Annotated in this window: 16 protein-coding genes; 2 read left to right on the top strand and 14 right to left on the bottom strand. The window is 59.8% G+C overall.

The genetic code is table 11. The features are described 5' to 3' along the window. Positions 1-21 precede the first annotated feature (21 nt). The 7 genes from QTL96_RS11925 to QTL96_RS11895 all read right to left on the bottom strand — a co-directional run bounded on the left by QTL96_RS11925 (position 22) and on the right by QTL96_RS11895 (position 7652). Positions 22-864 (bottom strand): CoA ester lyase, encoded by an 843-nt coding sequence (locus QTL96_RS11925; protein WP_112943455.1) that lies wholly within the window; start codon positions 862-864, stop codon positions 22-24. Beyond that, positions 861-1313, bottom strand: a complete 453-nt coding sequence (locus QTL96_RS11920; protein ID WP_112818866.1) for a MaoC family dehydratase — start codon at positions 1311-1313, stop codon at positions 861-863. The genes QTL96_RS11925 and QTL96_RS11920 overlap by 4 nt, the downstream gene beginning before the upstream one ends. Further along, positions 1313-3169 (bottom strand): biotin carboxylase N-terminal domain-containing protein, encoded by a 1857-nt coding sequence (locus tag QTL96_RS11915; protein WP_289727826.1) that lies wholly within the window; start codon positions 3167-3169, stop codon positions 1313-1315. Before QTL96_RS11915 ends, QTL96_RS11920 begins: the two co-directional genes overlap by 1 nt. A 26-nt stretch (positions 3170-3195) precedes the next feature. Further along, positions 3196-4791, bottom strand: coding sequence for a carboxyl transferase domain-containing protein (locus QTL96_RS11910; protein WP_112943452.1), 1596 nt, complete (start codon positions 4789-4791; stop codon positions 3196-3198). After that, positions 4791-5954, bottom strand: coding sequence for an isovaleryl-CoA dehydrogenase (locus QTL96_RS11905; protein WP_112943451.1), 1164 nt, complete (start codon positions 5952-5954; stop codon positions 4791-4793). The genes QTL96_RS11910 and QTL96_RS11905 overlap by 1 nt, the downstream gene beginning before the upstream one ends. Positions 5955-6059: 105 nt before the next feature. Further along, positions 6060-6737, bottom strand: a complete 678-nt coding sequence (locus QTL96_RS11900; protein ID WP_113168364.1) for a gamma-glutamylcyclotransferase — start codon at positions 6735-6737, stop codon at positions 6060-6062. Between the two features lie 78 nt (positions 6738-6815). After that, complete coding sequence (locus QTL96_RS11895) at positions 6816-7652, bottom strand: alpha/beta hydrolase (protein ID WP_289727825.1); 837 nt, start codon at positions 7650-7652, stop codon at positions 6816-6818. Here QTL96_RS11895 and QTL96_RS11890 point away from each other — a divergent pair. Beyond that, on the top strand, positions 7633-7947 hold the full coding sequence (locus QTL96_RS11890; RefSeq protein WP_289727824.1) for a hypothetical protein: 315 nt from the start codon (positions 7633-7635) through the stop codon (positions 7945-7947). The genes QTL96_RS11895 and QTL96_RS11890 overlap by 20 nt on opposite strands. On the opposite strand, the gene QTL96_RS11885 is transcribed toward QTL96_RS11890, so the two are convergent. Further along, entirely contained in the window at positions 7927-8304 is a 378-nt protein-coding gene (locus tag QTL96_RS11885) for a nuclear transport factor 2 family protein (protein ID WP_113168287.1), read from the bottom strand. The two genes, QTL96_RS11890 and QTL96_RS11885, sit on opposite strands and share 21 nt — an antisense overlap. A 24-nt stretch (positions 8305-8328) precedes the next feature. Beyond that, positions 8329-9081, bottom strand: coding sequence for a glucose 1-dehydrogenase (locus tag QTL96_RS11880; protein ID WP_112943448.1), 753 nt, complete (start codon positions 9079-9081; stop codon positions 8329-8331). 126 nt (positions 9082-9207) lie between these two features. Here QTL96_RS11880 and QTL96_RS11875 point away from each other — a divergent pair, with 126 nt between their 5' ends. Beyond that, positions 9208-10110, top strand: coding sequence for a LysR family transcriptional regulator (locus QTL96_RS11875; RefSeq protein WP_210297120.1), 903 nt, complete (start codon positions 9208-9210; stop codon positions 10108-10110). A gap of 18 nt (positions 10111-10128) precedes the next feature. Here the strand turns inward: QTL96_RS11875 and QTL96_RS11870 are convergent, their stop codons facing one another. The 5 genes from QTL96_RS11870 to QTL96_RS11850 all read right to left on the bottom strand — a co-directional run bounded on the left by QTL96_RS11870 (position 10129) and on the right by QTL96_RS11850 (position 18974). Beyond that, positions 10129-11262, bottom strand: a complete 1134-nt coding sequence (locus QTL96_RS11870; protein ID WP_289727823.1) for an RHE_PE00001 family protein — start codon at positions 11260-11262, stop codon at positions 10129-10131. A gap of 1168 nt (positions 11263-12430) precedes the next feature. Continuing rightward, the gene (repC, locus tag QTL96_RS11865) at positions 12431-13642 is read right to left on the bottom strand and encodes a plasmid replication protein RepC (protein ID WP_289727822.1); all 1212 of its coding nucleotides are present in this window, start codon (positions 13640-13642) and stop codon (positions 12431-12433) included. Between the two features lie 191 nt (positions 13643-13833). Continuing rightward, complete coding sequence (gene repB / locus QTL96_RS11860) at positions 13834-14871, bottom strand: plasmid partitioning protein RepB (protein ID WP_289727821.1); 1038 nt, start codon at positions 14869-14871, stop codon at positions 13834-13836. Continuing rightward, positions 14868-16091, bottom strand: coding sequence for a plasmid partitioning protein RepA (gene repA / locus QTL96_RS11855; RefSeq protein ID WP_162725020.1), 1224 nt, complete (start codon positions 16089-16091; stop codon positions 14868-14870). Before repA ends, repB begins: the two co-directional genes overlap by 4 nt. Before the next feature lie 477 nt (positions 16092-16568). Further along, entirely contained in the window at positions 16569-18974 is a 2406-nt protein-coding gene (locus tag QTL96_RS11850; protein ID WP_113198453.1) for a membrane-bound PQQ-dependent dehydrogenase, glucose/quinate/shikimate family, read from the bottom strand. Positions 18975-19178 lie beyond the last annotated feature (204 nt).

The raw sequence follows: 19178 nt of genomic DNA, 5'->3' as shown, positions 1-19178 counted from the left end.
GCTCGAGACCGTGAAACAGCGTCATGTAAAGTGTGCGTCCGCGAGCCCCAATATGCGGCGGGCATGCCGCAGATGCGGGGCGTCGATCATCTGGCCGTCAAGTTGAAGCACACCTTTTTCCGGGTTAGCTTCGAATGCAGCGACGATGGCCTGAGCTCTCTCGATTTCCGCTTCCGTTGGCGAGAAGGCCTCGTTGATGACGGACACCTGTGATGGATGAATTGCCATCATTCCCGTAAAGCCATCGCTGCGCGCCCGGCTTGCATAGCGTCGCAAGCCCTCAAGGTCACCGAATGCCGGGTAGACCGTCTCGATAACAGCGGCACCGGCAGCGTGACCGGCAAACAATGTCAGCGAACGCACCATTTCATAAGGATGGGTATAGCTGCCATCCTCATTCCGCGAACTTGCCGCGCCGATTGCCGCCGGAAGGTCCTCTGCCCCCCAGGTCAATCCCAGCATCAGGTGGCGAACGGCCGCATAGCTTCCGAGCTGAAAGATTGCGGCAGGCGTTTCCGTCGCGATCGGCATGATCGGCACACCGGGGGCGAGCGCCGCCAAGGCCTCGACACTTGCGCCGCCCTCGGCCTTCGGCAAGACAAGTGCGTCAGGCCGGGCATCGAGAATGATCGCGAGATCCTGTTCCAGGAGGCCACCCTCAAGCGCGTTGACCCGCACGAACAGTTTGGCCCGCCGTTCGGCCGATCGCAGGAAATTAGCGACAGCCTCTCTCGCTGCTGGCTTCTCGGCAAGCGCAACGGCATCTTCCAGATCGAGAATCAGGGCATCAGCGGAAAGCCCGAGCGCCTTCTGCATCCGATCTGGACGATCTCCTGGCACAAAGAGCAGTGAGCGCAGTCTCATGCCGACCTCCTTTGTACCAGTGCACTACGCAGGCACCGGCAAACCACTTCGCTGCGCTGATTGATCAATTCGTGCTGGAAGGTGACGATGCCGGCCGTCGGCCTCGATCGGCTCTCCCTTAGATCGGCGATCTCGGTTTCTGCACGCATCGTATCGCCGATAAAGACCGGTTTCGGCATGACCAGCTTGTCGTAGCCCAAATTCGCGACCAGCGTCCCCATAGTCGTATCGCCGACCGAGAGCCCGACCATCAGCGCGAAAGTGAAGGTGCCGTTGACGAGTATCTGGCCGAATTCGCTTGCCTTTGCCGCTTCCGCATCGATGTGCAGCGGCTGCGGATTGTGGGTCATGGCGGAGAAGAGGAGGTTGTCTGTTTCGGTGACCGTGCGACGGATTTCGTGCACAACCCTGTCGCCGATGGTCCAGTCCTCGAAATGACGGCCAGCCATCATGGGTCTCCTTCCAGCTGCATGAGGACACTGCCTTCGACGACTTGTGCCTCGGCAAGGACCTTCATCTCCGAAACGACACCATTGAAGGGCGCGCTCAGCGTCTGCTCCATCTTCATTGCCTCGATGACGACAAGAGGTTGCCCTCTGGTCACCCGATCTCCCTTGGCGACCATGAGCGCGATCACCCTGCCCGGCATCGGCGCGATAATCGCGCCGTCGGAATGGCCGGCGCTTCCGCCGGCATGGCCTGCGCGTAGCGGCCCATAAGCCCAGGCTTCGCCATCCACAAAGAGTACGCCAGCATCGGTCACGGCCGGATCGCCGCCATCGCGCAGTTCCACGCGATAGGCTGCACCGCCGATCTCGACACCGACCTCCCGCGACGGCGGTGCGTTCAACCGGAATCCACTTACCGCAGTCCATATGTCGCCGCCCGGTTTCGGCAGGATCGCCCGCGCGGCTGCTTGCAACACGCGCTCGCTGGGCTCGGCCGGCGGGATGAGATCGGTCGCGTGCCTTTCGATGAAGCCGGTGTCGACCGTGCCGGCGCGAAAATCGGGGTGATTGAGCGTGCGCGCGAGAAAGGCGGCGTTGGTGCGCACGGGCCAGATCTCGACGTCAGCTGCCGCCTGGGCCAATCGCCGCGCCGCGTCCTGTCGCGTTGCGCCGTGGCTGATCAGCTTGGCGATCATCGGATCGTAATAGGCGCTGATCTCGTTGCCCTCTTCGACACCGCTGTCGACCCTGACGCCCATCGGAAACTTGAGATGGTTCAGCCACCCGGTCGATGGAAGAAAGCCGGTGGACGGGTTCTCGGCGTAGAGCCTCGCCTCCATCGCCCATCCGTTAATGGACAGTTCATCCTGCCGCAGAGGCAGCGGCTCGCCGGATGCGACCAGGATTTGCCATTCGACCAGATCCTGACCGGTGATGGCCTCGGTCACAGGATGTTCGACCTGCAGCCGGGTATTCATCTCCATGAACCAGATACGATCGGCGCGAAGCCTGTCTGACGCATCCGCGATGAACTCGATCGTCCCCGCGCCGACATAATCGACCGCGCGCGCCGCCTGAACCGCGGCCTGGCAGACCGCCTCTCGCGTCGACGTATCCATGCCCGGCGCCGGCGCTTCCTCGATGACCTTTTGGTGGCGACGCTGCAGCGAACAATCGCGCTCGAACAGGTGGACGACGTTTCCGTGTTTGTCGCCGAACACCTGGACCTCGATGTGACGGGGCGCCAGGATATATTTCTCCAGCAGCACCCGGTCATCGCCAAAGGCGGCAACGGCTTCACGCCGGCAGCTGGCGAGCGCGGCCGGAAATTCCGCGGTGCTACCGACCCGACGCATCCCCTTGCCACCACCACCGGCGACGGCCTTGATGAGAACAGGATAACCGATCGCATCCGCTTCCCGCTGCAACCGCTCGTCCGCCTGGTCCTCTCCGAGATAGCCTGGCGTGACCGGGACGCCCGCCGCGATCATCCGTTTCTTGGCCGCATCCTTGAGGCCCATGGCCCGTATCGAAGCCGCAGGCGCCCCGACCCAGATCAAGCCGGAGGCCGTGACCCGTTCTGCGAATTCGGCATTTTCCGACAGAAAGCCGTAGCCCGGATGGATCGCCTTCGCGCCGGTCCGCATCGCGGCCTCGATAATCCTGTCGACGTTGAGATAGCTGTCCTTGGCCGATGCCGGCCCGATGCACACCGCCTCATCCGCCTCGCGAACGAAGGGCATGTCGCCATCGATCTCGGAATGGACGGCGATGGTGCGGATCCCGAGCCGTTTCACCGTTCTAATGATCCTCCTCGCGATCTCGCCGCGATTGGCGATCAGCAGGCTGTCTATCACGGTCTCTCCTCTCCCTGCCCTTACGGCTACATGCGAAACAGCCCGAACTGGGCGCGCTCCGGTATCGACGCATTCAGCGTCGCCGCAAAGGCGAGGCCGAGCACATCGCGTGTCTGCGCGGGGTCGATGATGCCATCGTCCCATAGCCGCGCGGTTGCGTAGTAGGGGTTGCCCTCGTCCTCGTATTTCTGCCTGATCGGCGCCTTGAAGGCTTCGGCCTCTTCGACGCTCCAGCTCTCTGCATCACGATGCACGGTCGCCAGCACCGAGGCGGCTTGCTCGCCGCCCATGACGGAGATGCGCGCATTCGGCCATGTGAACAGAAAGCGCGGCTGATAGGCGCGGCCGCACATGCCGTAATTGCCGGCGCCGAAGCTGCCGCCGATCAAAACTGTTACCTTCGGCACCGATGCCGTCGCCACCGCCGTCACCAGTTTCGCGCCGTTCTTGGCGATCCCCTCGGCCTCATACTTCCCGCCGACCATGAAGCCCGAGATGTTCTGCAGGAAGAGCAGCGGGATGCGCCGCTGGCAGGCAAGCTCGATGAAATGGGCGCCCTTCAGCGCGCTCTCGGAGAAGAGCACGCCATTATTGGCGAGAATGGCAACGGGTATGCCCCAGATCCGCGCAAAGCCGCAGACCAGCGTGGTGCCGTAGAGTGCCTTGAATTCCTGCAGCTCCGAACCGTCGACGATACGGGCGATGACCTCGCGGACGTCATAGGGCGTGCGAACATCGCGCGGAACGATGCCGTATAGCTCCTGCGGATCGAGCTTCGGCGGCTGTGGCTCGGCCACCTCGATATCAACCCGCTTCTGCCGATTGAGCGTGGCGACGATGTCGCGAACGATCAGAAGCGCATGCTCGTCGTTCTCGGCGACATGGTCGACGACGCCGGATTTCCGGCCGTGCGTATCGGCGCCGCCGAGTTCCTCGGCGGATATGATCTCACCCGTCGCCGCTTTCACCAGCGGCGGGCCGGCGAGGAAGATCGTTCCCTGGTTGCGCACGATGACGGTTTCATCGGACATCGCGGGTACGTAAGCGCCACCCGCGGTGCAACTGCCCATGACGCAGGCGATCTGGGCGATGCCCGCCGCCGACATCTGCGCCTGATTGTAGAAGATGCGCCCGAAATGATCGCGATCCGGAAAGACTTCCGCCTGATGCGGCAGGTTGGCACCGCCAGAGTCCACGAGATAGATACAGGGCAGCCGGTTCTCCGAGGCTATTTCCTGCGCCCGCAGGTGCTTCTTCACCGTCATCGGAAAATAGGCGCCACCCTTCACGGTCGGGTCGTGCGCCACGATCATGCATTCGACGCCTGAGACACGGCCGATGCCGGCGATCATGCCCGCGCCGGGCGCCTCGTCGTCATACATGCCATTGGCGGCAAGCTGTCCGATCTCAAGAAACGGCGAGCCGGGGTCGAGAAGGCGCTGGACGCGGTCACGCGGAAGAAGCTTGCCACGTTCGACATGCCGCTCGCGATGTTTCGCAGAGCCGCCCAAAGCTGCCTGCGCCGCCTTGGATCGAAGTGCCTCCACCAGAGCCAGATTGTGCGCTTGATTGGCCGCGAACGCTTGCGAGCTGGGATCGACCATCGTCTGCAGCGCCGGCATCAGCCCCTCCCCTCAGCGCCTATGACTTCGCGACCGATCAGCATGCGGCGCACTTCGTTGGTGCCGGCGCCGATGTCGAGCAGCTTGGAATCCCGCCAGTAGCGCTCGACCGGCCAGTCTTTCGTATATCCCGCGCCGCCCAGCGCCTGGATCGCCTGCTCGGCCACTTTGACCGCACTCTCCGACGCGTAGAGAATGGCCCCGGCCGCATCATGCCGCGTCGTCTTGCCGGCATCGCAGGCTCTCGCCACCGCATAGACATAGGCGCGAGCCGAATTCAGCGCCACGACCATGTCCGCCACCTTTGCCTGGATCAGCTGGAAACTGCCGATCGGCGCACCGAACTGCTTGCGCTCCCTGACATAAGGTAGCACCACATCCAGGCAGGCCTGCATGATGCCGAGCTGGATGCCGGAAAGCACCACTCGCTCGTAGTCGAGCCCGGACATCAGCACTTTAACGCCGCCGTTCAGCTGGCCCATGATGTTTTCTTCCGGAACGAAGCAATCATCGAAGACCAGTTCCGCCGTCGGCGAGCCCCGCATGCCGACCTTGTTGATCTTCTGACCGATCGAGAAGCCCGGAAAGCCCTTCTCAACCAGAAAGGCGGTAATGCCTTTCGAGCCGCCATCTGGCACGGTCTTGGCATAGACGACCAGCGTCTCGGCGTAGGGCGCGTTGGTGATCCAGAATTTGGTGCCGTTCAGGCGATAACCGCCATCGACCCTATCGGCGCGCAGGCGCATCGAGACAACATCAGATCCCGCTCCGACTTCCGACATGGCAAGGCTGCCGACATGCGCGCCCGATATTAAAGAAGGAAGGTATCGCTGCTTCTGTTCGGCCGATCCCCAGCGCGAGATTTGGTTGATGCAGAGATTGGAGTGCGCGCCGTAGGACAGGCCGACCGATGCCGAGGCGCGGCTGATTTCCTCGCAGGCGATGACATGTTCGACATAACCCAGCCCAAGCCCGCCAGAGTCTTCGGGTACGGTCACGCCATGAAGGCCAAGCGCTCCCATCTCGGGCCAGATCTCGACCGGGAACCAGTCTTCTTCGTCTATCCTCGCGGCAAGCGGGGCAATACGATCTGTCGCAAACCGATGCGTCGTCTCACGGATCGCCTCCGCCATTTCGGATAACCCGAAATCCAACTCCAGCATGTCGCCAGTCCTCCCAGACTGCGATCATGCTACCGCGACGAATGCGATTAGTAAAATCGTATCAACGCTATGGTCTTCCGGCAGATCGCCGGGGAGCACGATGGGCTACGCCTTCTGGCGCGCCAAGATCTCGGTCGCGACCAGCGCCTGCAGGCGCCACAGGTTGCGGTCGCGGATGCCCTCGGCTTGAAGATCGACGATCGTATTGTGCAGATACTCGGCGCAGGAGCCGCCCTCACCGCACGCCGCCGCGATCAGCGAAGACGCTTCCGCTGCGGGCAATTGTTTTGTCAGTCCGGCCCGCTTGGTGCTGGCCCAGAATGTCAGCGCTTTTCTGACGCCGCTTTCGGTTCTCACCGGAAGCCACCGCACCATGTCGATCACTTCGCTATACTTGATCTCGCGCGCGACGAGAGCACGCAGATCCTGGCGGCGGCGATCGGCTGAAAGCTCGAAGACGATACCATCGCACTGGCCGCCGCGCTCAAGCGCCATCATCAGCCCGGGCTGGTCGCTGGTTGCGCGCCAGCGCTGGATTTTCAGTGAGAAAGACCTGTGCCAGCCGAATGCAGTCGCGCGCTCGCGGCTGGCTGGTTCGAACTCCGGGTTCCAGATCAGGGAGCCATAGGCAAAGACCAGAAGAGGCTCACCTGCCGCTTCACGTTCGATCCTGTCGACGAGATCGTCAAGCTCAGCTTCCGAAAGCGGCGTCCAGCCCGGCTCCGGTCCATCATCACGGACATCTCGGATGGTCAGGGCAACAAGTTCGGGCGTCAGCTGCATGGTGGTATCGATCTGTATCAGGTCAAGGAAATGGAGTAACTGGCCGCGGCAGATGTCTGCCACGGCCAGATCTTTTCGTTAGGACTGCACGAAAGCGAGCAGGTCGGCGTTCAGCACGTCGGCATTGACAGTCAGCATGCCGTGCGAGAAGCCCGGGTAGGTCTTCAGCGAGCCGCTCTTCAGAAGCTTGGCCGACTTCAGTGCGGAGTCCGCGATCGGCACGATCTGGTCGTCTTCGCCGTGCAGGACAAGCGTCGGAACGGTGATCGCCTTCAAGTCTTCCGTCTGGTCCGTTTCGGAGAAGGCCTTGATGCCGTCATAGTGTGCCTTGGCGCCGCCCATCATGCCCTGGCGCCACCAATTCTGGATCACGCCTTCCTGAACCTTCGCGCCATCACGGTTGAAACCGTAGAAGGGGCCGGCTGGGACATCGCGGAAGAACTGCGCGCGGTTGGCGGCGAGCGCTGCACGGAAGCCATCGAACACTTCGATCGGCAGGCCCTCGGGGTTGTTTTCGGTCTTCAGCATCAGCGGCGGAACCGCCGACACCAGAACGGCCTTGGCGACACGGCCGGCCGGCTGGCCGAACTTGGCAACGTAGCGGGCAACTTCGCCGCCACCGGTGGAATGGCCGATGTGCACGGCATTCTTCAGGTCCAGTGCTTCGACGACGGCAAAAGCGTCAGCGGCATAGTGGTCCATATCATGACCGTCGGCGACCTGGGCCGAACGGCCGTGGCCACGGCGGTCGTGGGCAACGACGCGATAGCCCTTCGAGAGGAAGAACAGCATCTGCGCATCCCAGTCATCCGACGACAGCGGCCAGCCGTGGTGGAAGACGATCGGCTGCGCGTCCTTCGAACCCCAATCCTTGTAGAAGATTTCGACGCCGTCCTTGGTGGTGATTGTAGACATTTCAGTATTTCCTTCTTTTGTAGAGCTTGTGGATGCAGCGTTTGCCGCAAAGGTAAAGGCGGGTGAAATTGCCATGGTCGCTGCGGCTGCACCAGCGGAGAGCAGTGCGCTGCGGCGCGTCATGGAAGAAAAATTCTCGGTCATGTCATATCCTGCAATTTTGTCGTTTCAAGCGTCAGACGACGCTGTTGCTCGGCTGATGGGGAGATATTGCCGCGAAACACTCGCGCCAACAATTGCATCAATAATTTCTAGTTTATTGCACTTCCCGCAATTATTGATGCGTCGTGTCTAGAGACCCATCGAAGAAGAGATAGATGGCTGCAATCTTGCCATCCCGCGCCACAATGAAATCGGTGCCGGCATAGGCCGGTGGCTGGCCCGGTGCACCGGCGGACCATCTGAGCCGGCCGGCCTGATCTTGAAGAACCTCTGCCGGTGCGATCGGCGTATATTTGAAATCCGGGTGCATGGCGCGGATCACGCCGGCGATGCGAACGATCTCCTCCCGGCCCCGATAGATGCCGTGCGGCTCTGTGAAGACGGCGTCCTCGTGGAGGATCTCCTCCGCGGCCTTCTGGCGGAGGACGGCATCGCCCTCCCCGAAGATCTCGTGCAGGTTCCGCTCCAACAGCGTTGCAATGTCTGCCATGACTTTTCTCCTTGAGACCGATCCTTAGATCTGAACCTGACCGCCATCGACAAACAATTCGACGCCGTTGACGAAAGAGGCTTGATCCGATGCCAGGAAGAGAACTGCCTTGGCAATTTCCTCCGGCTGTCCGATCCGACCGGCCGGGATCAGGCCGGCGAGATAGTTCTTCGTGTTTTCGGCGTTGTCGCCGTTACCGAAGAGCTCGTTCAAGCCAGCCGTCTCGGTAACGCCCGGGCTGACGGCATTGACGCGGATATGGCGATCCTTGAGATCGAGGATCCAGTTGCGTGCGAAATTGCGGACCGCCGCCTTTGTCGCCGAGTAGACGCTGAGTGCTGGCGTTCCCGAGATGCTCGTGGTCGACGAGGTCAGCACGATCGAAGCGCCATCGCGCAGCAGAGGCAGCGCCTTCTGAACCGTGAACAGCACGCCCTTCACGTTCGTGTCGAAGGTCTTCTCGTAGTGCTCCTCGGTGATGGCACCGAGCGGTGCGAATTCACCGCCGCCGGCATTGGCGAAGACCACGTCGATTTGCGAGTGCTTCTGCTGGACGGCATCATAAAGGCGGTCGATATCCACGAGCTTGGCCATGTCTCCCTGAACGCCTGTCACCCGGCCGCCGATTTCCTTGACGGCTGCATCGAGCGCATCCTTGCGGCGGCCGGTGATGAAGACCGAAGCGCCTTCGTTCGAGAAGGCCTTTGCGGTGGCCAGTCCGATGCCGCTGGTACCGCCGGTGACCACGACGACCTTGTTTTCGAATGTCTTGCTCATTGTCTTTGCCCTTCTCTGTGTTTGGCCCTGTGTTTCGCGGCCCGTTGCCGTTGAGAAGAACATGCCATCAGAACGCTGATGCAAATAGTCGGCAAAAATGCTACCCATCGTTCCATATGGAGAACGATGATGCAGTCTGACCTGAACGACCTCGTCTATTTTGCCGGAGTGGTGGCCCACGGTGGCTTTGCGGCAGCGGGACGAGCGTTGCGCGAGCCGAAGTCGAAGCTTAGTCGTCGCGTCGCGGGGCTGGAAGCTCGGCTTGGGGTTCGTCTGATCGAGCGCTCCAGCCGACGCTTCAGGGTGACCGATGTCGGCCAGGCCTTCTATGAACGCTGCAAGGCGATGGTCGCCGAAGCGGAACGGGCGGAAGCACTGGTCGCGGAAGCGCAGTCGGAACCGCACGGTCTTATTCGCATGAGCTGCCCAACCGGGCTGGTTGAACCTATCTCAGCTCTCGTGACCAAGTTCCTGGCCCAGTATCCGCGAGTGCGGCTTCAGCTCGTTGCCGTGGATCGCCCTGTCGATCTCATCGAAGAGCGGATCGATGTGGCGCTTCGTGTGCGCACCGCGCTGGAGGGTGACGCATCGCTGACGATGCGCTCGCTCGGGAATTCCATTCGCATCCTCGTCGCGACCCCCCAGCTTGCCAGCCGTATCGGCAGCATCAACGACCTAGCCAACCATCCGACGCTGTCGACAACAGACGATCAGAGTGAAGTGAACTGGCTTCTTGAAACTGACGACGGCCAAAGGCAAACGGTTCGACACGAACCGAGGATCGGCTGCGCCGACTTCACCGCGGTAAGGACCGCAGCGCTCGCCGGGTTGGGGGTCGCGCTGTTGCCTGATCACACCTGCAAGCAGGCGCTGCAGGACGGAAAACTCGTGCGCGTCTTGCCGGCATGGCGGGGAATGCGGGGACTGGTACATATCGTCTTCACGACGCGCCGAGGACTGCCTCCGGCGGTACGCAACTTCATCAACGCTCTGGCCGCCAGCTTTCCGAAGGACGCACTTGCGGAATAGCCGGCCACGTGGTTACGGCTAGATGATACCCCACGCCTGAAATCTTCCCCGGCCCGTCATCTCGCGAAGGCCGAGTTCCGCGAGGATGCGCCGCGCGGCCTGGGGTGTGACACCCAAGATCTTGCTCACCATGCCCGATGAGACGATCGGCTTCGCGACGACGAGTTCAACAAGCTCGGGAAGTTTTGAGGACGATCGACGGCCAACGAGTTTCCGCTCCATCATCTGCCGCGCCAACGCCAGCCGATCGTGTTCCTTTAGTCCTGTTTCCGTAGCCGCGATCAGCCCCTGGGCACTGGCCAACAATCGCGTCTCCCGGTCCCGATGCCGTCGACGATCAACGGCTATGGATTTGAGGCCGAGATTGAAGGCCACGAGATGAGCCGCGGCGGTCACGCCCTCTTCTCGCAGGATCGACGCGGCCAGCAACCGGCCGAGCCACGGGGCATGTTGCAAGACGGCGAGCTCTGTCCAAGCATCCAACGCGATCAACGCTTGCAGCACCGGCGGCAGATTGTGGTTCTGCCGCAAGACGCCCCTCCATTCATCGAGCCGCTCGTCCTCATTCCAATCGAGATCATAGGCCAACGATTCGCGCTCGCGGGCGGATGAGCGTGCCGGACCTGTTACATTCGCCAACACCGCTTCGCTTCGTGCCAGCACGGCGTCGATCTCGGCGAGCTCCGCGTCGAACGCGTTGGAGAAGGCACCGTTGTCATTTCCCTTCGTTTCCAAGGGAGGCATCGGGTCGTTTTCGGCTTCGTGGCGATCCTGAGAATAGGCATTGCCCTTCATTGGACTAGCACCGCGCAAGCTGCGCATCCCTTCGGGACTTAACGCCCAGGCGGGCGATTGCGACGCAATCCTTCTGCGCGTACGCAATACGTCGCGCGCGATGGTCAGTTCGTGGCTCGGTGCGCGAATATCTTGTCCGGCGTCGTGGAGTACGAGATCCTCCAGATGAACAAGCTCACCATCGATCCATAGAGAGGCACAAGCGTCAGTGAAATGGGAGCGTTCGATCCAGCCTTGTCCAACCGGCGATCGCCCGATCCGTTCATCCAGCCGCGCCAAGCCAATGCCTGCTTCTGAAACCGGTCTGAGCAGGCTCTGGATGGATAATTTAGTGGAATCGTAACGCATTGAAATCATGGTAAATGATTTCCTTAAGGAACTCCATATCGGAGTTAGCGTTCCTCACTGCGTATGGGGACGAAGCAGCATTGCGAACTCATATAGTGGGCCGCTGCTACTAAAGAATCTTACACGATTCTCTCGATGTTTGCCGCGATTTTCCGCAGCCGAGCGGAGAAATCAACAGATGTAAAAGCATGTGATCATCGTCGCACAAGCCCCAGGGATCTCGGCGAAATGACAGAGTTTCTACGACGAGAGTACCAATGGCGGATGTGGTCAGACGGCCTAAGCGCCGTGAACCAGACTACTGCGGGTCTTCGCTCGACGCTTGCCCGGGACACTTCGGACCGTACCTATCTGATCGAGCGTGCAAGTGAGCGGGCACCGCTCTTTCTACAGGAGGCTCGCCGAACACTTTGTCGGCGAGTCGGTATTGACGAACCCAAAGCCTACGTCTTGCTTGTCTGAACCATTTCGCCGAGCACAGCGCAATTGCGTCTGGCGTAATCGCGGGCACTCATCATGGCGTCTAGCAACTGAGTTCATCAGAACATGTCGGCGAGATTTCCCTTCCAGACGTCGAAACCAGGAAGCACCCAGCCAGCTTTCTTCGTCACTCAACGATATCGGGACGAGCCACGATACGAACCTCTAGCGCCCTCTCCGTCTTCTTATCGAGCAGAGCAGAGCCGAGTTCGACGCGATCGCGGCAATCGAACCTGCACTCGGTTTCAACTGAGTGCAGGTTCGATCTACTATCCCCTCCCCCGTTTTTGGCCTGGATGAAAGCCACTCCGAGGCTCGCTCCTTACAGATAATCTACGACGCGGTATCTGGCGCCCTGTTCTCACCTACTTGGCATCATCAACCGTGCGCTTAGTCTCAACTTTGCCGCTGAGCATCGACACAGCTAGAAACGGGCGCCTCTGTTTGTAGACCATCAAACTCCATTCCAAAACATTGACAGCTGTCAACATTCCTGACGCTCACTCGGTGTCCTAAGCCTGATAGCCCGGGCCCCGGACCAGTCCCCACCATACCTGCCTAGATCGGCTACTCTCAGAACAATTGCGATGAAGCATGCTGAACATCTGCCATCCATTAAACGAACCAGGCACTCGCCCTATCCAAGCTCACGCAAATCTCAAAACCTTGACAGCTGGCAATATTCCTTTCGCCCGTCTCACGACGCCTCCTTCTCCGTTCCGCCATTTGCCCGCAGGAGAGCCATCAAAACCGGGCCGAGCGAAAACTGTTGTCTTTGCGCCCTTGCCGTCAAATCCCTGAGGTAGCCGCCCGCCGAATTGATATGCCCAGCCCGCTGCAAGATGCAGGCCATCATCACGGCGGCGTTCTCTGGCCCCATGATCTCACAGGCGTTTCGATAAGCGCCAGGCGTCACGCCGAGCATTGACCGAACAAGTACCGCAGCCTCCATGAGCTCTCGCCACGTAGAAACCGCACCACCTGGTCCATAGCTCCTTATCTCCGGGCAGGCCCGCAGCACCATGCTCAGCGGAAAGGTTCTTGTTGGCTCATGCTGCCCCTCAGCGCGAACCACAACATTTGCATCTTGCTCTTCGCCGCGTGGTTCAATTTCAATAATGGATTCTGTATTTGAATTCTGTATGTGGCAGCCAAATCCGATGTCATCGGTGCCCATATTTTCGGAATTCAACTTATTTTCCAAAAGATTAAGCACGGTTTGACGAAGGGCCTCTATACTTTCGAGGCTGTTCTGAAGATCATGAAGCGACGGCGTACGCGGAATGGCGCCGACGAGTTCCACGTAGCGCAATTCAATGGCCTCCCAATCGCCGGAAACGTCTTCGACGATGGCGGCCGAAATCAGCTTGCGCACATCGCGACGGCAGATCGACAAGGTCTCTTTCGTTCGCCGAAACAGCGCTCGCTCGGTCGCAATTCGGTCCGATAGCACGGCCAATTCCGATGAGCGGGCAAGCAAAGGCGACAAGTCAAAACCGTAGGCCTGCTCAATATCGCCCGCGCGATCCTTTCGAGCATAACGCTTTCCATTCGCACTATCCCTGCGCAGGATCAGTCCCGCATCAACGAGCGCTGCAAGATGACGACGCAAAGTGGTGCCCGTAATGCCGTGAGCGCGGATTGAAAGCTGCGCATTGGACGGGAACACGATCATCGCGCGGTCCGAAGCCAACTCGCTCTCGGGATAGAATGTCAGAAGTGCATTCAAAACCGCGAGTGCTCTGTCCTGAATGCCAAGCAAATTCCTGGCCTCGGATGCATCGCGGAACACTTTCCACTTATCGACGGATGATCCCGATTCGATTTTTGCCGATGCGGCCTGACGTTTCATCAACGCAAGCGTCATTGGCCGCCGCCCAAAGGGCGTCGTTATATCTCGAACATGCATTTTTTCACCTTTCAAAAGGCAAAAGAAAGCTGTCCACCAAATTAGGTGCCAAAGTGTCTTGACTGTGATTCGGGGAAATGCGATTCTCTAGTTGCTACACAGAGAGAGAGGCTTCCACGACGGCAACGTTTGGGGGCCTTTTTCTTTTGCTAGTTGTCCTTTCCTGCATCAGCTGACAGCTTTGATAGCGATCAGAGCTTTGTTTCCCGCATGGCCGCAAACCGCTCGACAAGCGCCGGCAGCTCCGTTCCAATGAATTTCAAAAAGTCCCGCTCGCGGGCATTCTCGGCCACAAGCCGGATTTCCTTCGGAGTGACCACGTACGTACCGTGACGCGTGCCATTGCTGTCGACGATCGGCGTTGGTGTCGGTCGCGGTTCAGCACTGGGCTTCAGGCTGACCAATACACGCTGGAACCTCTGGTCAGAGAACTCCGCAGGATCACCCTTGAGCGCCAGCGTCTCTCTGGCGATCTCCAAAGATCCAGGCTCACCGGAAATCAGCTTCGCCAGGTCCAGCCATCGTGGCCGGCCGATCTTGGGGGCACGGCCGATTGCTTCGATAATGTCGGCAGGCACGGCGCGATAGACGCTACGCATGCGCGCAAGCTCGGCCGCCTCGATCGACAAGGCGGCATAGATCTCGCGCGCCTTGATACCGGCATCGTCCATGCGTGATGCAAACAATGCGCGCTCGATCCAGGTCAGGTCTTGCCTGCTGGCATTCTCGATGCCTTGGGCCACGACGAGATCGAGGTCGGACATATCGACTTCGACAGCCCTGACGGACTTGTTGAGCTCCTTGGCTGCACGCCAGCGCCGATGTCCGTAGACAATCTGAAAACGCCCCTGATCGGAGGGATGCTTCCGGATCTGGATAGGAACCTTCTGCCCATCGGTCTCGATCGAGCGCTTGAACGCGTCAAAGCTCGCGGCATCGTCGTCAGGGAGACGGTCAGGGTAGGGCGATGGGTCGATCAAAGACGCATCCACGTCACGCACGGTCGCTCCGCCCGATTCCACAAGTGCCTTCAGGCGATCGCGTTCCGTACGAATGTCATCGATCGCGCGATGCGCGGCGCCGATGACGCCTGCACCAACACGATTGCCCGTCGCGGGCGACGGGGCAGGGGGGGCTTCATGGCTGACGTCGGTCGTCTTGCCGCTTTCCAGTTCGGCAGAAAGAAGGCCGAAACTCGCGACAATGGATTTGCGCGGAGACTTGCTCATGGACGCCCCCAGCTCTTGTTGAGAAGCCCGACAATCGCCTCATTGACCGCGTCAACCGCTTCGCGCGCACGCTTGTGGGTGTCGCGTCCGAGTTGGCCCATTTCGAGCTCATAAATGGAGCGCTTAGCCAGGCCGGCTGCCTCCACTGCGGTGCTCTCGATGGCCGTGGGCAAAAGGACGTCGGGACCGAACAGGTGGCGCATCATTGCCACGACCTGCGACTGTGGTGCATCGTTCGGATTGTGGCGGGTCACGAGGTAGCGAATGAAGTCCTGGTCCAGCTTGGCACCGCTTTCGTTCAACACGCTGATCAGGTCACCCATCATGAGAAGGAACTGGCTCATCGAGGCGACATCGAGCATGGCCGGGTGAACGGTGATAATCATGCTCGTCGCGGCATAGATCGCGCTCAGCGTTAGAAAGCCGAGCGATGGTGGCGTATCGAGAATGACGACATCGTAGTCGTTCTCGACCTCGGCAAGGGCAAGCTTCAGGCGTTCGAAGAATATAGCGCCCGATCCGGAGCGGTTGGCAAGAACACGAGGCGTTTCGTGCTCGTATTCCATGACCTCCAAGTTGCCTGGAATAAGATCGACACCATCGAAATAGGTCTTGCGAATGATATCGCGAATGGGCCGGCGCTCCGCTTCGTCGTATCGGAGTGCTGCATAAATAGTCTCGTTGGCACCGACATCCATCTCAGGCTGGGCGCCGAAAAGCGCCGACAGAGAAGCCTGCGGGTCCAGGTCTAGAGCCAGGACGCGGTAGCCGTGCATGGCGAGATAATGCGCAAGATGAACGCAGGTGGTGGTCTTGGCGCTGCCGCCCTTGAAGTTGGCGATCGCCAGAACCTGAAGATGCTCGCCTTTCCGCCGGCGAGGAAGAAAGCGCAGCGCATCCGCCGGTTTCTGTTCCGCGAAAAGCTCGCGCAACTCATTGATCTGGGAGAGCGTATAGACGCGGTGATTGTTCTCGAGCCTGCTGGGCACCGGACCACGCCCTTCACTCGACATCAGCTTCAATGTCGAATCAGGGATTGAAGTGAGCTTGGAGACCTCGTTGGTCAGGAACTGACGAAGCATCTTTTCAGATTTGGGCGGGTACATCCGCATACGCAGTTGCTGGAGCTGCCCAGAGAGAAGACTTGCGTGGCGCAAGATCTTGCTGCCAGCATCTTCCTTCGAAGCGACCACCGATTCCGTCCGTTGTGCTATTGCCATTTTACCCTCTTGGCGGCTCCAAGCCGATTTACCGGCCATTGCCCGCCAAATGGTAGACCACGATTCTCGAAAATCGTCCAGAACTATAGGGTTAACGAAAGCTTAAGGAGGGAGGGGCAGGGTTCACTCAATCAAGGCTAACACAACGAAATCGCTCGAACTTCTCGCTGCCGAGATTTCTCACCACCGTTTTGGCTCGCCAGCGCGCGAAGCCCGAGCCGCCGACAGCCGTATCCTTGATATCTTTTAACCAGCTACCTAACGCGGGATCAACGCGGCGATCTAGGCGATCAAATCCGTGCGCGGATGATAGAAAACTGCGCCCAGTCGACGCGATGTTTCTCTTGATTGCAACCCCAGCCAGCTCAGACGCGCACGCGCAATAAAGATCCGGCTGTTTGGCAAAGGGAGGGCGATTTGAGCAAGTGAAACCACTCGAACGGGTGGTAGGCCCCGCCTGAACGGGGCCCGCCATTGTCATTTCGGCAAGGCAAAGGCGATGATGTAGTCACCGTAGTCCGGGGAGGACCGTGCGCCACCCGCGGTAACAACAACATACTGGCGTCCATCTTCTGGCGAAAGATAAATAAGAGGCGTCGAGCCCCCGCCGACTGGAAGCGGGCTTTTCCACACGACTTCACCCGTTAATACGTCGAGAGCGCGGAGATAATAATCAGACGTGGCGGAGAAGAAGACCAATCCAGAAGCCGTCGGGACCGTGCCACCCAATGACGGCATCCCCAGCTCGATCGGGAGATGCGTTTTCATGCCGAGCGGTCCAAACTGCTCCGGCGTGCCGATGGAGCGGTGCCAAAGCATTTTTTTCGTGCGCATATCGATTGCGCCGATGGTTCCGAAAGGCGGTGTCGTGCAGGGAACGCCGAGGAAGGACTGCACCATGCCGCGCTCTGCGCCGTAGGGCGTGTTGCTGAGAGGCACGACACCGCCGACGCCGGCTTGCGTCTTGCCGGTTTCGGCAGTGCGGCGGATTTCGTCTTCACGCTTGAGAAGGCGTCCCCTCATTGCAACACGCATATCGTTGACGATCATGATGTCGTGCTGCTTGTCGATGGACTGGCCACCCCAATTGGTGGTGCCGTACCAGGACGGGTTCTGAAGATACCATTGCAATTGCGGTGGCGTGTAATCGCCCTTGTAGTAGAGTTCCTTGAACTGGATGCGGCAATTGAGCTGGTCGATGGGTGTGATACCCCACATCGAAGCTTCAGTGAGAACCGCGTCGCGCATCGAAGGCATGCCCACAGAGTAAGGCTGCGTCTTGGAAAGAAACTCACCATTGACCCCTTCGGTCGGAACAGAGCGTTCCTCTACCGCAGTGAGTGGCTTTCCAGTGCGACGGTCCAGCACATAGATCTCGCCGTTCTTGCCGGCCTGGATCAGAGCAGGTATACGTCCGCCCTTGCCATCTGGCATGTCATAGAGCACTGGCTTCGACGGCATGTCGTAGTCCCAGACGTCATGATGAACGAACTGGTAGCTCCACTTCTGTTCACCGGTCGTCGCATCGACCGCGACAACCGACGAGCTGACCCGCTCCGTCTCGGGCGAGCGCATTCCGCCGAAAAGATCCGGCGTGCCATTGCCCGTAGGCAGGTAGACCATGTTTAGCGCCGCGTCATAGCTAGGTGTTGCCCAGGTGTTCGGAGTGCCGCGGGTATAATGTTCGCCTTCCGCCGGCGGGTTCGGTTGACCCGGGCGGCCGACATCCCATGCCCATGAGAACTTGCCTGTTACGGCGTCGAACGCGCGCACTACGCCGGAGGGTTCATCCGTGGACTGATTGTCCATAACCCAGCCGCCGACAATGAGATTGCCTCCGGCAAGCAGCGGCCCCGATGTCGGATTGTAGAAGCCGGGATCGACCTTGCCCATCCCTTCAGCGAGGGAAACTATACCGTTCTCGCCAAAGCCTGGAACCGGCTTGCCGGTATTCGCATCCAATGCAATGAGGCGCATGGTGCCAGTTGTCAGGTAGATGCGCTTCTTTCCAATGGCGTCAGCCGGGAGTGCCGGCACCTCAAGATAGGCCAGCGAGCGGCAGCGGCTCCAGTTGGCTGTATCCTTGACTGTCACTTCCGGGTTGTAGTGCCAGAGTTCTTCTCCGGTATCACCACGCAACGCAAATACCTGGTTGGTAGGCGTGCAGGCGTAGAGCGTATTGCCGATCTGAAGCGGCGTATTTTGATTTTCCCGGCCGTTTCCGGTGACGTCGCCGCTGCGGAAAGTCCAGGCCACCTGAAGCTTGCCGACGTTCTCGCGGGTAATCTGGTCATAGGGCGCGAACTGTTCACCCGATGGTGTACGACCAAAGCCAACCGAGTTGGTAGGCTCGGTGGACGATTTGTAGTCGGCTGCAATCTCCGGGCTGTGGTCGGGTTTTACGATCCAGATGGGGAAGAAAGCGCTGATAAAGGCAGCAGCCAACCCCACGGCGGAAATCCCTGCCAACAGATAAGATGCCTTGCGGAAGGCACCCGACGTCTTCGGGAAGCGAGGAACGACCAGCGCGATCAACAGACCGCCAACGGCGAACATTCCGAGGCGCGCGGCAAGCGGCCAAAACTTAAAGCCGACTTCCCAGAAAGACCAAAGCGCTGTGGCAAGGAAGAAGGCCGCGTAAAGATAGGCTGCCTGAACGCGCAACCTGACCAGCAGGAAAGCCGTGACCAGCAAGACAATACCGGCGGCGACGTAATAAGGCGAGCCGCCAACCTTGAGGAGTTCGCTCCCACCGTAGATGAAATATGCGCCGATCGCAAAGAGTATCAGGGCAACAAGCCAAGATGCTATCCGCGTCGCCAATGAGACGCCCACGGATCGTGGTTTAAATTCAGACGTCAAGTTCTCGCTCCTGGGGCACATTTGGGAGGAAATGCCCCTGGCACACGGCACGCAAGCGACAGGGATGCATCGCTCAGTATAGCTGCGCTAAATGAGTTACCCGTCTACTGGATTGGGATGCCGTGAGAAAGGAACAAGGAAAGTGGCTGCCCCAACTGCCACTTACGCAGCTTGATTAATGGGGCATTCCGCCGCATACAAACAATAGGTTCTAAATCGTGATGA

It is taken from the genome of Rhizobium sp. S163, from assembly GCF_030380805.1.
GTDB lineage: Bacteria > Pseudomonadota > Alphaproteobacteria > Rhizobiales > Rhizobiaceae > Rhizobium.
This window is presented reverse-complemented; position numbering and strand designations above follow the sequence as displayed.

Coding starts and splice junctions, on each gene's coding strand:
- QTL96_RS11925 (WP_112943455.1), bottom strand. CDS start 864: ATGAGACTGCGCTCACTGCTCTTTGTGCCAGGAGATCGTCCAGATCGG.
- QTL96_RS11920 (WP_112818866.1), bottom strand. CDS start 1,313: ATGGCTGGCCGTCATTTCGAGGACTGGACCATCGGCGACAGGGTTGTG.
- QTL96_RS11910 (WP_112943452.1), bottom strand. CDS start 4,791: ATGCCGGCGCTGCAGACGATGGTCGATCCCAGCTCGCAAGCGTTCGCG.
- QTL96_RS11905 (WP_112943451.1), bottom strand. CDS start 5,954: ATGCTGGAGTTGGATTTCGGGTTATCCGAAATGGCGGAGGCGATCCGT.
- QTL96_RS11900 (WP_113168364.1), bottom strand. CDS start 6,737: ATGCAGCTGACGCCCGAACTTGTTGCCCTGACCATCCGAGATGTCCGT.
- QTL96_RS11895 (WP_289727825.1), bottom strand. CDS start 7,652: ATGTCTACAATCACCACCAAGGACGGCGTCGAAATCTTCTACAAGGAT.
- QTL96_RS11885 (WP_113168287.1), bottom strand. CDS start 8,304: ATGGCAGACATTGCAACGCTGTTGGAGCGGAACCTGCACGAGATCTTC.
- QTL96_RS11880 (WP_112943448.1), bottom strand. CDS start 9,081: ATGAGCAAGACATTCGAAAACAAGGTCGTCGTGGTCACCGGCGGTACC.
- QTL96_RS11875 (WP_210297120.1), top strand. CDS start 9,208: ATGATGCAGTCTGACCTGAACGACCTCGTCTATTTTGCCGGAGTGGTG.
- QTL96_RS11870 (WP_289727823.1), bottom strand. CDS start 11,262: ATGATTTCAATGCGTTACGATTCCACTAAATTATCCATCCAGAGCCTG.
- repC (WP_289727822.1), bottom strand. CDS start 13,642: ATGCATGTTCGAGATATAACGACGCCCTTTGGGCGGCGGCCAATGACG.
- repB (WP_289727821.1), bottom strand. CDS start 14,871: ATGAGCAAGTCTCCGCGCAAATCCATTGTCGCGAGTTTCGGCCTTCTT.
- repA (WP_162725020.1), bottom strand. CDS start 16,091: ATGGCAATAGCACAACGGACGGAATCGGTGGTCGCTTCGAAGGAAGAT.
- QTL96_RS11850 (WP_113198453.1), bottom strand. CDS start 18,974: ATGTGCCCCAGGAGCGAGAACTTGACGTCTGAATTTAAACCACGATCC.